General features: G+C 27.6%; 13 protein-coding genes. 9 read left to right on the top strand and 4 right to left on the bottom strand.

What is annotated here, in order from left to right; translation table 11 throughout:
• Nucleotides 1–96 precede the first annotated feature (96 nt).
• Genes C4S77_RS09050 through C4S77_RS09065 form a run of 4 tightly spaced genes read left to right on the top strand, consistent with a single transcriptional unit; the run spans nucleotide 97 to nucleotide 3,761 of the window.
• A complete protein-coding gene (locus tag C4S77_RS09050) occupies nucleotides 97–1,206 on the top strand; it encodes a DegT/DnrJ/EryC1/StrS family aminotransferase (protein ID WP_105247268.1) in 1,110 nt (369 codons plus the stop codon).
• Nucleotides 1,187–1,831, top strand: a complete 645-nt coding sequence (locus C4S77_RS09055) for a NeuD/PglB/VioB family sugar acetyltransferase (RefSeq protein ID WP_105247269.1) — start codon at nucleotides 1,187–1,189, stop codon at nucleotides 1,829–1,831. Before C4S77_RS09050 ends, C4S77_RS09055 begins: the two co-directional genes overlap by 20 nt.
• A 3-nt stretch (nucleotides 1,832–1,834) precedes the next feature.
• Nucleotides 1,835–2,728, top strand: coding sequence for a glycosyltransferase family 2 protein (locus tag C4S77_RS09060; protein ID WP_105247270.1), 894 nt, complete (start codon nucleotides 1,835–1,837; stop codon nucleotides 2,726–2,728).
• A gap of 4 nt (nucleotides 2,729–2,732) precedes the next feature.
• The gene (locus C4S77_RS09065) at nucleotides 2,733–3,761 is read left to right on the top strand and encodes a glycosyltransferase family 2 protein (protein ID WP_105247271.1); all 1,029 of its coding nucleotides are present in this window, start codon (nucleotides 2,733–2,735) and stop codon (nucleotides 3,759–3,761) included.
• A gap of 279 nt (nucleotides 3,762–4,040) precedes the next feature.
• On the opposite strand, the gene pncA is transcribed toward C4S77_RS09065, so the two are convergent.
• Nucleotides 4,041–4,637, bottom strand: coding sequence for a bifunctional nicotinamidase/pyrazinamidase (pncA, locus tag C4S77_RS09070; protein ID WP_105247272.1), 597 nt, complete (start codon nucleotides 4,635–4,637; stop codon nucleotides 4,041–4,043).
• Between the two features lie 288 nt (nucleotides 4,638–4,925).
• Here pncA and pncB point away from each other — a divergent pair, with 288 nt between their 5' ends.
• Nucleotides 4,926–6,092 carry a nicotinate phosphoribosyltransferase gene (pncB, locus tag C4S77_RS09075; protein WP_394335583.1) on the top strand — a complete coding sequence of 389 codons (1,167 nt, stop codon included), beginning with the start codon at nucleotides 4,926–4,928 and terminating at the stop codon, nucleotides 6,090–6,092.
• 184 nt (nucleotides 6,093–6,276) lie between these two features.
• On the opposite strand, the gene C4S77_RS09080 is transcribed toward pncB, so the two are convergent.
• Genes C4S77_RS09080 through C4S77_RS09090 form a run of 3 tightly spaced genes read right to left on the bottom strand, consistent with a single transcriptional unit; the run spans nucleotide 6,277 to nucleotide 8,780 of the window.
• Complete coding sequence (locus C4S77_RS09080) at nucleotides 6,277–7,161, bottom strand: GRP family sugar transporter (RefSeq protein WP_105247273.1); 885 nt, start codon at nucleotides 7,159–7,161, stop codon at nucleotides 6,277–6,279.
• A gap of 25 nt (nucleotides 7,162–7,186) precedes the next feature.
• On the bottom strand, nucleotides 7,187–8,005 hold the full coding sequence (locus C4S77_RS09085) for an SDR family NAD(P)-dependent oxidoreductase (protein WP_260209720.1): 819 nt from the start codon (nucleotides 8,003–8,005) through the stop codon (nucleotides 7,187–7,189).
• Nucleotides 7,992–8,780 (bottom strand): glucose 1-dehydrogenase, encoded by a 789-nt coding sequence (locus tag C4S77_RS09090; RefSeq protein ID WP_105247274.1) that lies wholly within the window; start codon nucleotides 8,778–8,780, stop codon nucleotides 7,992–7,994. The genes C4S77_RS09085 and C4S77_RS09090 overlap by 14 nt, the downstream gene beginning before the upstream one ends.
• A 169-nt stretch (nucleotides 8,781–8,949) precedes the next feature.
• On the opposite strand from C4S77_RS09090, the gene C4S77_RS09095 reads away from it, so the two are divergent.
• The 4 genes from C4S77_RS09095 to C4S77_RS09110 all read left to right on the top strand — a co-directional run bounded on the left by C4S77_RS09095 (nucleotide 8,950) and on the right by C4S77_RS09110 (nucleotide 14,360).
• On the top strand, nucleotides 8,950–10,005 hold the full coding sequence (locus C4S77_RS09095; RefSeq protein WP_105247275.1) for a lactonase family protein: 1,056 nt from the start codon (nucleotides 8,950–8,952) through the stop codon (nucleotides 10,003–10,005).
• Nucleotides 10,006–10,120: 115 nt separating this feature from the next.
• Nucleotides 10,121–11,413, top strand: a complete 1,293-nt coding sequence (gene eno, locus C4S77_RS09100) for a phosphopyruvate hydratase (RefSeq protein ID WP_105192453.1) — start codon at nucleotides 10,121–10,123, stop codon at nucleotides 11,411–11,413.
• A 350-nt stretch (nucleotides 11,414–11,763) separates the two neighbouring features.
• Complete coding sequence (locus C4S77_RS09105; protein ID WP_105192452.1) at nucleotides 11,764–13,050, top strand: citrate synthase; 1,287 nt, start codon at nucleotides 11,764–11,766, stop codon at nucleotides 13,048–13,050.
• Nucleotides 13,051–13,088: 38 nt separating this feature from the next.
• Nucleotides 13,089–14,360, top strand: coding sequence for a DUF2851 family protein (locus tag C4S77_RS09110; protein ID WP_105247276.1), 1,272 nt, complete (start codon nucleotides 13,089–13,091; stop codon nucleotides 14,358–14,360).
• The last annotated feature ends 182 nt before the right edge of the window (nucleotides 14,361–14,542 follow it).

Below are 14,542 nucleotides of genomic sequence, written 5' to 3' on the forward strand. Positions count from 1 at the left end.
TAATATGCAATACAAAGTACTAATTTATTATTTAATTTATTCTTATAAAAAACTAGTATATTTGTATTTTCATATTTATAGTAAAGTTATATACTTATGATCCCAGTAACCAAACCTTTTTTACCTCCGCTAAAGGAATTTAATGAATATCTCGAAAGGATATGGGAAACTCAGTGGCTCACTAACAATGGTCCTCTACATCAGGAGCTTGAACAAAAACTTTGTAAGTATTTAGGAGTTAAATTTATCAGCCTATTTTCTAATGGAACATTAGCTCTTATTACAGCTATACAAGCACTTAAACTATCAGGAGAAGTAATAACCACTCCATATAGTTTTGTTGCTACAACCCACTCATTATGGTGGAATAATATTAAACCTGTTTTTGTAGACATAGAACCTGACTTTTTAAATATTGATACTAATAAAATAGAAGCTGCAATTACTCCTCAAACAACTGCTATACTTCCTGTTCATGTATATGGAAATCCTTGTAATATTGATGCTATTCAAAAAATAGCTGATACATATGGACTGAAAGTGTTATATGATGCTGCTCATGCTTTTGGTACCCAATTAAATAATAATTCTATCTTAAACTATGGAGATCTCTCTGTTTTAAGTTTTCATGCGACTAAAGTATATAGTACTATAGAAGGAGGAGCAATTATTTCTCATGACAAAAAAACAAAAGATCGTATTGATAAACTTAAAAATTTTGGTTTTGCTGATGAAACAACCGTTGTGGCTCCTGGAATAAATGCTAAATTAAATGAAATTCAAGCAGCTTATGGTTTAGTGCTACTAAAACATATAGATAAACTATGGGCAAAAAGAAAATCTATTGATAGCTTATATAGAAAATTGCTTAATAAAGTTAAAGGAATAGAATTACTACCTCAACCCAAAAATGCTAAAGTTCCATATTCTTATTTTCCTATACTTATTAACAATGAGTATGAAAAAACACGGGATGAATTATATGAATTTTTAAAAAGTAAAAATATTTATGGTCGAAGATATTTTTATCCCCTTATAAGTAGTTTTCCTACATACAGAGGGTTAGCTTCCGCTTCTATAGCTAATTTGCCTATAGCTAACCAAATAGCTAATAAAGTTCTTTGTTTACCCATATATCCGGAACTGCAATTAGAAGATGTTGATAAAATATGTAATTTAATAAGCGATGGTTATAATAGGAGCTAAAGGTTTTGCTAAAGAAGTTCTAAATGTTTGTATTCAAAATAATATACCCAACATAGCCTTCTATGATGATATGACTAAGGAATCTCCTGACTTATTGTATAATCAATACCCCATATTAAAGAATACTTTTCAAATTGTAGATTATTTCCAAAATTATGGAAATAATTTTACCATTGGAATTGGAAATCCCGTATTAAGAAATCATGTTTTTATCAAAATTAAAGAACTAGGCGGAAATCTAACTTCTATAATAAGTACAGAGTCACGAATTGGCTCTTATGATGTTTCTATCGATAATGGTACTATTATATTGCCCGGAGTTACTATTTCTAATTCTGTAAAAATTGGATGGGGAACCATGATATATTACAATTCTATTATTACTCATGATTGTCAAATTGACAATTTCGTAGAAATATCACCCAATGTTACGTTATTAGGAAGAAGTAAAGTAAGTAGTTTTACCCATATTGGTGCAGGTGCTATTATTTTGCCTGATGTTCATATAGGTGGTAATGTTATAGTTGGTGCAGGAGCGATAGTTACTAAAAATATTCCTGATAACTGTGTAGTAGCAGGTATTCCTGCACAAAAAATTAAAGATTTAAAACCTTTAAATTTTTAATTTATGCCTCACCCGTTAGTAAGTATAAGTATGATTACTTATGGTCATGAAAATTTCATACGCCAGGCCATAGAAGGAGTATTAATGCAAAAATGTAATTTCACTTTTGAACTTATTATTTCTAACGATCATTCTGATGATAATACCGATAAAATCATTAAAGAATATCTAATTAAAAACACTAATATAAAGTACTTTTACCAAACCAAAAATTTAGGAGTAATCCCTAATTTCTTATTTACTCTAAATCAAGCTCAAGGAAAATATATAGCTATTTGTGAAGGAGATGATTATTGGACTGATCCTTTAAAATTGCAAAAACAAGTAGATTTTATAGACAAAAATCCTAATTTTTCCATTGTTTTCCATCAAATACAAGTTATGGAAAATAAAATATTAACCGATGAAATATATCCTCCTTTAAAAAAAATAAAAGATGTGTCCTCTATTGAGGATCTTTCTCAATATAACTATATTCCTACATTATCTGTTTTATTTAGAAATCCTTATGTTTATCCAGATTATTTTATAAAATCTTATATAGGTGACTATCCCTTACATTTATATAATGCAGAAAAGGGTAAAATCAAATGTATTCCTGAAGTTATGGGGGTTTATAGAAAAGGAGTAGGAATTTGGAGCACTAAAGCAGATTTAAATCGTGACAAAAAAATGTTTCAATCCTTACAGGTAATTAGTCATTACTATAAAAATAATCCTGTGATCTTTAAAAATTTATATCTACAACAAAAATATTATTTATACACTTATTTAGTTAAAAGTGTTAAGAATGGAAAATCAATGATTTCAGTATTATCAAAAGATGAAATTTTTAAAAATATTTCTTTTATATATAAATTATTCTTTTATATAAAATTCTTATTAAAAAAGAGATAATAAAATGGATATTTTAATAAAATCTTTTAACAGAGCATATTACCTAGACAGATGTGTAAGTAGTATTGAGAAATATATTGATGGTGATATAAAAATTAAAATTCTGGATGACGGAACCCCCTCTAAATATTTAAATCTAATTAAACAAAAACATCCACAGGTTACTATTATAACTTCTCAACAATATAATGAAAAAGTAAAATCTGTAGAATTAAATATAACTACAGGCAGTGAAATAAATGGTTTTATAATTCCTACACAGATGTGGATAGAACAAGCACAAAAGTCCTCTGAATATTTTATAATGACTGAAGATGATGTATGGTTTTTTAAACCATTAGCAATTAATCCTATTATTAATAATCTTAAAATATTTAATATCCATTTACTTAATTTAAGCTGGTTAGGCAATAAAACAAAAAATTATCCTGTTACCGATTCACTTACTGATCTAATATATTCCAGTACTCCCAAAAATCTTTTTACCCCACCCCGATTTATTTTTAAAGCTTATTATTATAACCAATTTAAATTATTTTCTATTCTTTATAAATTAGGTCTGGTAAATAATAACACTAAACAAAACTATTGGCAATTAAATTCAATTCTTATGGGTCTATGGAATAAAAAATACTGGTTAGAAGTATGGAAAGGTATTGATGATCAAGTAGATGAACATAAACAACTTTTCAATGCTACTATCTTTTTTAGAAAAAATAAAAAAAACAAAAATTTTATCGGAACATTGAAACAGGCTGTCATGGAAACAACTTTTAAATCTTCTGCGACAAATTCACATCACCAATATAATGATACTTTTGATGTTAATCGTTTTAATTATATTATGAATGAGGCATGGTTCAAAGGCAATTTAAATATATGGGAAAATTTTCCAAAAGATTTTTCTGATTCTTACATTATTAGTTTTTTAAATAAAATAAATGATGCTAAAGCTCAAAGCAAAGATTGGCTCAAATGGAGTGAGAAATTTAAAAATCAATATAGAAATTTAGGAATAAAAATTGACGATTAGCTTATCATTAATAACCATTTAATTATTTTATTTTCAATAAAAATATCTTAATACAAATAAATCTAATTTCTGTACCCTTATTTGAATTACTTTAAATCATTCTATTATTTACACTAAAACAGATGAATTATTAGCTTTTTATAATTATTTTTTTAAATTAATTATCTAATCATATCATTCATAATATATAAATAATTCTATCTAGGAGTTTAATTTATTCTTTATATTTAAATATATGGGTGAATTTAAAATTACAACATGTAAAAACATTCAATAAATTCACTTTTGAATTATTCTCCCACCTATATTTTCAAATTCTTTTTTCAAATTCTGGAAATTTGATGGATTGATAGCTTTAGTAGCATTTTCTATAATTTTTGTTCTGAAACCTAGTTCTAATGCGTCTTTAGCTGTATAATACACACAGAAATCAGCCGCAAGACCACAAATATGAACTTCATCAATACTTCTGCCTTTTAAATAATCTCCTAATCCTACAGATTTTAACTTTCCATTATCAAAAAATCCACTATAACTATCTATTGTAGGATCTAATCCTTTCCTAAATATAGCTTCAATTTGATTTTGTTTTAATTCCTTTGAAAATTCTGCTCCCCAAGATTGTTGTATGCAATGGTCGGGCCATAAAATTTGTTTTTGTCCTCTTAATTGTATTTCATCAAAAGTTTTTTTTTCTTTATGTTGGGAGGCAAAACTTTTATGATTTTCAGGATGCCAATCCTGTGTAGCTACAACTAAACTATATTCTTCCTGAACTTTATTAATAATCGGTAATACTTCATTTCCATTTTCAACTGCTAGCGCTCCACCTGGAAGAAAATCATTCTGAACATCTACTATAATTAATGCTTTCATTCTTTTTTTAGTTAAAGATAATTCTTTTTTTAATTATAACGATTTTAGGCATAAGAATTGCAAATAATATACATCTATTCTTTCAATTATTATTTAATATATAGTAAATTTGATAAATTATTTTAATCTTTTTGTATTGAAAGATACCTTAATAAGGTATACTATAAATTTTTTATTTAAAAAAATTATGATTTATTTAATAGATATACAAATTAAACTGCAAAATATTTTTTTTCATTTTTTGACTATATTAAATTCAGATAAATTAATATCAATATTAAGCATAAAATTCATATGATTATAAAGTATTTTACCGATAACGACCTTTATAAATTTTCTGTAATGCATGCTATACAGAAACTATATCCAAGGGCATATGTTAGATATGATTTTATTAATAGAGACATTGGGAATTTTCCTGAAGGTTTTGCCGAAAAACTGAAAGAAGAAATTCAAAAAATGCCTCAATTGAAACTTACTAAAGAGGAAAAAAATTTCATTATAAAAAAATGTTATTATTTAGATCCTTACTTTATAGATTTCCTAGAAGGATACAGGTATAATCCTGACGAAGTTCATATATCTCAAAATGGTGGAGATCTAAATCTCTATGTAGAAGGGTTTTGGTATAGAACAGTTCTTTGGGAAGTACCACTTATGGCTTTAATATCTGAAATATATTTTAAAATGAAGGGTATTGTTCCTAAAGATGTCGAATCTAAAGCCAAAGAAAAAGCTATAGGCTTTAAAGATATAAAAGCGGATTATTCTGAATTTGGTACACGAAGACGATTTTCTTTTGATGTTCAGGATACTGTTGTAAAAACTCTTAAAGAAAATTCAGGAAAGCATTTCAAAGGAACAAGTAATGTATATTTAGCCATGAAACATAACACTACCCCTATTGGCACTATGCCTCATGAATGGTTTATGTATCATGGAGCCTTTTTTGGTTATCGCGCAGCAAATATAAAATCATTAGAAGCTTGGGTAGAAGTTTTTCAAGGAAGTTTAGGTATTACATTGACTGATACGTATACAACAGATTCCTTTTTTAAATCATTTAATTTAAAACTTGCGAAACTATTTGATGGTGTACGTTGCGATAGTGGAAGCAATATTGAATTTATTGACAAAACAATTCAGTTTTATAAAGAAAACCGTATAGATCCTACTTCTAAAACCATTGTATTTAGTGATTCCTTAAATTTAGAAGAAGTCCGTAAAATTAAAGAATATGTAAATGGAAGAATACATGACACTTACGGTATAGGAACTTATTTATCTAATGATGTGGGTGCTAAACCTTTAAATATGGTCATAAAATTAACTCATGTTAAAGAAAAACCTAAAGATGAATATTTAAATGCGGTAAAATTATCTGATGTTATGGGAAAAAATACCGGTAATGAAAAAGAAATTTACATTTGTAAGTTAACTTTAGGTTTAGAATAATTTACTAATTTCTATTAAAAGGATTCATTATTTTTCATATGATGAAAATAATATATAAAAAAGCTTTTAGTTTAAACTAAAAGCTTTTTTATATAATTTTTTATAATAGTTTATTCCAAAATCTTAAACTTAAAAATATATTTACAATTTAATTTATGTATATTAAGACAGTTATATTTATTTACTACATTTTATCGTAAACTCCAGATAAATAAAGAAAGAATAATCCTAAAGCTATTACCAACATGCCTATGATAGCTGATATCCATTCTTTTTTAGTTTTCTTTTCTTTATTAATATATACACCGGCTATAATGGACACTATTATACAAGCTTGCCCTACAGGGTATGCTACAGATAATCCTAATTTTATTTGAGAAATTAATATAGCTAAATTTCCTATTGCCCATACAACTCCTACTATACTGTTTTTTACTACAGTAAGATTAAAGGGATTATGCTTAAAAATACAAAATGAAATAATAATAACTCCCAATATTTGCCCGATAGATTGTGGGATAAGACTTGACCAACCATCAATATTAAAATATTTTAAAATACCCACATAAAAAGTAAATCCTAATGAGGAAAGCAAATTAAAAGAAATTCCTTTACCCCATTGTAATTTTTCTTTTACTATGCCTTCTTCAATCTCTTTATAGGAAGTGAAAAATATTCCCAAAATGATTAATACTAATGCGGTAAAACCAAAAATTTTTGAAGTCTTTGTAGTCCAATCTCCTAAAAAAATTCCCAATATAGAGGTACCTATAATTTGCGTTCCATTCGAAATGGGCATAGATTTAGAAACTCCTAAATATTTTAATCCTTTATATTGTCCAACTGAACCTATAGCCCAGAATAAACCAGAAGACAAACCTATCCAAATAATATGAAAATTAATTTCTGGTTTTTTTATAGCAAATACAATTAAAGCAAATACTAAGCTACCCAAAGAAATACCCATAGATTGTTCTACGGCTTTACCTCCTATTATTGTGGAAATAACCGGTACCAAACCCCATGTGAGTATAGGAATACAGGCTATCAAAAAGTCTATAGAATTCATTCTCCTATATTACTTACAAAATAATTTAAGCATCTTGGCCTAATATTGATAAAGCCCCATCTACAGTATATGTAGATCCTGTTACATAAGAGCTTGCTTGAGAGGCTAAAAATAAAGCAACATTAGCAACTTCTTCCGGACTTCCAGCTCTTTTCATTGGGATAATATTTTCTTTTTTCTTTAAATCTTCTGCCTCATCCATAACTTTTTTATTCATAGGTGTAAGAATCATCCCCGGAGCAATATTATTAACTGTCAATTCTTTAGGTGCTAATTCAATAGCTAAGGTACGTGCTAAATTTCTCATCCCTGCTTTTGCTGAATTATAATCTGCATTTCCCGGTTTACATATATATTCATGAATAGAAGTTACATTAATAATACGAGATCCTTTATAAGAATTATTTTTCTTTTTAAGATTCAAGAATTCTTTAATACAATAAAAAGGTCCATATAAATCTGTTTTTATAGTTTTATCCCAAGTATCTAAACTCATGTCTTCTATAGTAATATTCTGCCCATTAATTCCTGCATTGTTTACCAATATATCAATATCTCGAAAATCTTTTTCAACTAAATGAAACAATTTTTGTATTTCTACTAAATCAGACACATCTACTTGATAAGCTTTAACCTTAATTTTTAAACTAGATAATTCTTCTTCTATTTTTTTTGCTCTTTCTTTTCCTGAATGATAGGTTATAACAACATTAGCTCCTTCTTGCGCAAATTTAGTAGCAATTGATTTACCTATCCCTGAACTGGAACCGGTTATTAAAGCGGTTTTATTACTTAATATTCCCATATTATTTTTTTTATTATTTACATTTTTATAATATTTCATCTTTAATTTCAAAAGACGAATAAAGTGTCATTCCTCCGTCTGCAAATATGGATGTCCCCGTTATATATTCAGCTTGTTCTGAACACAACCAAACAGCTATGTTTGATATATCTTTTGGATTTCCTACATAACCTAAAGGAATAGTTTCTTCAACCTCCGCTACTATATTGGGATCTTTAAAATCTGCATTAATTGGAGTATAAATAGCACCTGGTGCAATAGAATTTACCCTTATTCCTTTTTGTGCATATTCTAAAGCTAATGTTTCTGTGAGCATCTTTACACCTCCTTTACTAGCAGAATAGTGTGAGAAATGAGGCTTAGGTATTTTTTCATGAACACTAGACATATTTATAATAATTCCTTTTTTATTTTTTTTTAAGAAATATCTTATGGCCTCTCTTGCTCCTAAAAAAACTCCGGTTAAATTCGTATTTATAACAGAATTCCATTCTTCTAAGGTCATTTCATGTGTCGGTATTTTTTTTTGATGTCCTGCATTATTAATCCATATATCCAAATCTCCGAAAGTGTCAATCGCTGCTTTACATAGTTTTTTTATATCTTTTTCTTTTCCTACATCTCCTTGTACAGCAATCGCTTTACCTCCTAATTTTTCTATTCCTTTCACAACATTTTCTGCATCTTTCTTATCTGATAAATAATTAACAATTATTTTACTTTTTTCTTGACCAAATCTTTCAGCCATTGATTTCCCTAAACCTGTTGAAGCTCCTGTTATAACCACAACTTTTCCTTTTAAATTCTTATACATATGCCTTCTTATTTATTTTCACAATATTAATACGTCAAAGATATAAAAAATTATAATATTTTTTTTATAGAATAAAAAAATTCATATTTTTACACTATATTATTATACAATTACAAATTATTTTAGTTATTTTAACATTATTAATCAATTAATATTTAATCTCAATTTTATGGAAATATTTTTAATTGTAGGTACTTACACACAAGGAGATAGCGATGGTATTTACGTATATAAATTTGAATCTGAAACTGGCAATACTTCATTTATAACTAATGTAAAAGTAAATAATCCTTCTTACTTAGTAGTCAATCATCATGGAGATCATATTTATTCTGTAAGTGAAAATGAGGATAATACAAATTCTACAGTAAATGCATTTTCTTTTAATAAGAAAAATGGAAAAATTACTTTACAAAATTCACAACTGGTCTTTGGTGCTGCTCCCTGCTACATAAATATTGGAAAAAATGATCGGTATATAATTACGGCAAATTATATAGGCGGCAGTATCTCTGTATTTAAAACTAATAATGACGGAAGCTTACTCCCTATTTTACAACAGGTAGTTTTTTCTGGTAGTAGTTTACATGATACAAGACAAAATCAATCTCACTTACATTGTGTGGTTTTCTCACCAGATTATAAATATTTATATGCTACAGATTTAGGAAGTGATCGTATTTATAAATTTAATGTAAATTATAATGATGAAAATAATTTCCTATCCTTTGGTAAGCCTTCATATTTTGAAATTTCTCCAGGTTCAGGACCTCGTCATCTGGTATTTAACCCAAATAAAAAATTTGCATATCTTATAAATGAGTTAGCCGGAACAATAATTGTTTTTAAATATGAAAATGGCAATTTGGAAGAAATACAAACCACTGTGTCTGATAGATATAAAGCAGAAGGAAGTGCAGATATTCATATCCATCCTAATGGTAAATTTCTTTATGCTTCCAACCGTTTAAAGAAAGATGGTATTTCAATTTTTAAAATCAATGAATCGGATGGTAAATTAACACGAATTGATTACGAAAGAACTAATATACATCCTCGAAATTTCATTATTTCTCCTAATGGAAAATTTTTACTTGTTGCTAATCTAGACAGTGATACCATACAAATTTTTCATATTAATCAGGAAACAGGTTTATTGAAAGATACACATCAAAATATTTTATTGGATATGCCTGTATGTCTAAAATTTATTTACCCAGGATGAAATTATGATTAATATTAGGTAAAATTTGTTAAAAAATTAGACAATAATACATGTTGTCTACCAATAAATGAGTAATTTTGCATAGATTTTTTAACAAACAAAATATTATATAATTATGAGTCTAATAGCACAAATTCATGCAAGACAAATTTTGGATTCCAGAGGTAACCCAACTGTAGAAGTTGATGTAATCACTGAGTATGGAACATTGGGAAGAGCAGCTGTACCATCAGGAGCATCTACAGGTGAATATGAAGCTGTGGAACTAAGAGACGGCGGTAAAGAATATTTAGGAAAAGGAGTACTTAAAGCTGTTAAAAATGTAAACGATATTATAGCTCCTGAACTAGTGGGAGTTGATGTTTTTGAACAAGCAGCAATTGATAAAGCTATGATCGAATTAGATGGTACACCTAATAAAGGAAAACTAGGTGCTAACGCTATCTTAGGAGTTTCTTTAGCAGTAGCACAAGCAGCTGCCAAAGAACTAGGTATACCTCTTTACAGATATGTAGGAGGAGTAAATGGTAAAGTACTTCCTGTTCCAATGATGAATATCATTAATGCCGGAGCTCACTCAGATGCTCCCATTGCATTTCAGGAATTTATGATTATGCCAGTTGTGGCTGACAGTTATTCTACAGCTATCCGAATGGGAACTGAAATTTTTCATTCTCTAAAAAAAGTGCTTCATGACAGAGGTTTAAGTACTGCTGTAGGTGATGAAGGTGGTTTCGCTCCTAATTTTAAAGGGATTGAAGATGCTTTGGATACCGTTTTAGATGCTATTAAAAAAGCTGGATACACTCCAGGAAAAGATGTAATGTTAGCTTTAGATTGTGCCTCTTCTGAATTTTATAAAGATGGTAAATACAACTATACTATTTTTGAAGGTGATAAAGGAAAAATCAGAACTAGTGAAGAACAAGCTGATTATTTAAAAGAACTTACAGATAAATATCCTATCATTTCTATTGAAGACGGAATGGATGAAAATGACTGGAAAGGTTGGAAACATTTAACCGATAAAATCGGAGATAGAGTACAATTAGTAGGAGATGATTTATTTGTAACTAATGTAAAAAGATTAGAAGATGGAATTAGCCAAGGAGTTGGAAATTCTATTTTAATTAAAGTAAATCAAATCGGAACTTTAACTGAAACCATTGATGCTGTACAAATGGCTCAAAATGCGGGCTATACAGCAATTATGTCTCACCGTTCAGGAGAAACTGAAGATAATACTATTGCTGATTTAGCTGTAGCATTAAATTGTGGACAAATCAAAACAGGTTCTGCTTCCAGATCAGATCGTATGGCTAAATACAATCAATTATTAAGAATTGAAGAAAGTTTAGGAGACATTGCTGTTTATCCTCAATTTAAAGCTTTTAAAGTTAAGAGATAAGAATAAAATTTCTTTAAATAAAAAAAGAGAGAGTTAAAATACTCTCTCTTTTTTTATAGGAGTATTTTAAACACTTAATGTTTATATTCCTCTCCATTCAACATGATAAAAATCACACTAAAAAGTTTGTTTTTTCAATATACAATAGGAATAATTTTACATTTTATATACAAAAAATAATAAGTTAAATTTCTATTTATTCCTTAGTTTTATTTTTTCAACAACAATATAAATATATAACTTATGTTATATCAATAATTTATACGACATATTTTAATAGATTATTTTTTTTACTATTTTTTTTATTAATAATTTATAATTCCTATATTTCACAAAAATAAAAATAACGTATGTCAGACACAGTAAAACTAATATATGAGGGTAAAGAATATGAATATCCTGTAATTGAAAGCACAATTGGCGATAAGGGAATAGATATATCAAAATTAAGACAGGAAACAGGGTTAATTACTTTAGATATCGGATTAAAAAATACTGGGGCTACTAAAAGTAAAATTACTTATCTGGATGGGAATTTGGGACAATTATATTATAGAGGTTACCCCATTGAACAAATTGCTGAAAAATCTACTTTTACTGAAGTAATGTATTTACTGTTAAAAAGTGAGTTACCAACGGAAGAGCAATTAAATAAATTTGAAAATGATATAAAAAAAAATAGTCTGGTTAGTGAAGAAATGAAATACATTCTTAAAGGATTTCCACGATCAGCACACCCCATGGGGGTTTTATCAACACTAACAAGTGCATTAACAGCTTTTAATCCTCATGCTGTAAATGTTAAGTCTGAAATTGATCTTTATAATGCATCTACTCTATTACTTGGTAAATTTCCGGTTCTTTGTGCTTGGACTTATAGACTGAAATTAGGTTTACCCCTAAACTATTCTGACAATAGTTTAGATTATCCTCATAATTTTTATCAAATGATGTTTAAAATTCCTACTGATAAATTTGAAACTGATGAAGTGATAGTAGATGCGATTAATAAATTATTAATTTTACATGCAGACCATGAACAAAATTGTTCTGCTTCCACTGTTAGGATGGTAGGATCTGCACATACAGGCTTATTTGCTTCAATTTCTGCCGGTGTTTCTGCTTTATGGGGTCCATTACATGGTGGAGCTAATCAAGCTGTGATTGAAATGCTTGAGATGATTAAAGATGATGGTGGGGATCTTCAAAAATGGGTAGATAAAGCTAAATCTAAAGATGATAGTTTCAGACTTATGGGCTTTGGACATAGAATTTATAGGAATTTTGATCCTCGAGCAAAAGTAATTAAAAAAGTTGCCGACAATGTTTTTGAAAAATTGGGTATTCATGATGAAACTTTAGAAATTGCTAAAAAACTTGAGAATGTAGCACTAAATGACCCCTATTTTGTTGAAAAAAAATTATATCCAAATGTAGATTTTTACTCCGGAATTATATATCGTGCCCTTGGAATTCCTACGGAAATGTTTACTGTAATGTTTGCTTTAGGACGATTACCTGGCTGGATTTCTCAATGGAAAGAAATGAGACTTAACGGAGAACCTATAAATAGACCCAGACAAATATATGTGGGTAATCATAAAAGAGATTACATATCTATTAGTGAAAGAAAATAAATAAACTCTTATTTTTAATTAAAATAATATTATTAAAAATGACTGAGAATTTTTTACATTATATTTGGCTGTATAAGAAGTTTAATTTATTTAATTTACATGCTTCTTCCGGGCAAAAAATAGAAATTATTAAATCTGGAATACTCAATAAAAATTCTGGTCCGGATTTTACGATGTCTAAAATATTAATAGATGGAATTGAATGGAATGGTAACATTGAAATTCACACAAAATCTTCCGATTGGTTAAAACATAATCATGAAAATAATGATTCTTATAAAAATATTATTTTACATGTTGTTTATATACATGATAAAGAAATTCCCTCTTTAATTAAAAATAATATTCCAACTCTTGAGTTGCAGTCTTATATTCCGGATCAGCTAATTAAAAACCATAGTTTTTTATTTTTTGACCCATTTTATTTTATTCCTTGCGAAAAATTAATAGATAAATATCTTCTAACTCCTAATTTTTCAATTTCTGAACATTTATATATCAATAAATTACAAGAAAAATTAGAAAAGATAAAACAATTATGTCATTTACTAAATAATAATTGGGAAGCTGTTTTAGCTACTACTTTGGCTTATTCTTTTGGATTAAAAATTAATGCCGAAGCATTTGAACAATTATTTCTTTCAATTGATTATAAAATTATACAAAAATTATCTTATAAGCCTATTTTATTAGAAGCTTTATTTTATGGCTTAACTAATAATTCTTTTAAACATAAAGACGATTCTTATTCTCTTTTACTAAAAGAAGAATTTAACTATCTTAAATCAAAATTTTTACTAACTAAACAAAATATAGAATTAAAATATTTTAGATTAAGACCTTCTAATTTTCCTACCATTCGCCTTTCTCAATTTGCTCATCTATTATCTTTATACCCTAATCTATTTTCTCATGTGGTAGAAAGTAAGAGCATTGATCAATATTTTAATTTACTTGATAAAGTATATGCATCTGAATATTGGAATAACCATTATGTATTTGGAAAAGAATCGAAGTTAAATATAATAAAAAAACTATCGAAATCTCAAAAGGAATTAATTGTTTTGAATTCTTTTATTCCTATAAAATTCACTTATTCATTAAGTATTGGTAAATCTATGATAGAAGAAATTATAGATATAACAAATAAAATACCTGCAGAAAATAATTCTGTAATCAATAAATTTAAAAAACTGGGATTTCCTATAATTTCTGCTTTAGATAGTCAAGCATTTTTAGATTTGTATAAAAATAAATGTAGTAATAAACAGTGTTTAACCTGTTTAATAGGACATCAGATACTAAAATAAATAATGGCATAGAATATTACACCAAGTTAAACTTTTTGAGTTAAAACTGATTCACCCATTTTTTATTTGGACAATTTATCACATTGTTTATAATTTGTTGATAAATTAATTTTCACAACATTAGATAAATCAACTATTATTTGTAAATTTAAAAGATTTGAGCATATATTCTACTGTTCATT

This window comes from Apibacter adventoris (assembly GCF_002964975.1).
Taxonomy (GTDB): Bacteria; Bacteroidota; Bacteroidia; order Flavobacteriales; family Weeksellaceae; genus Apibacter; species Apibacter adventoris.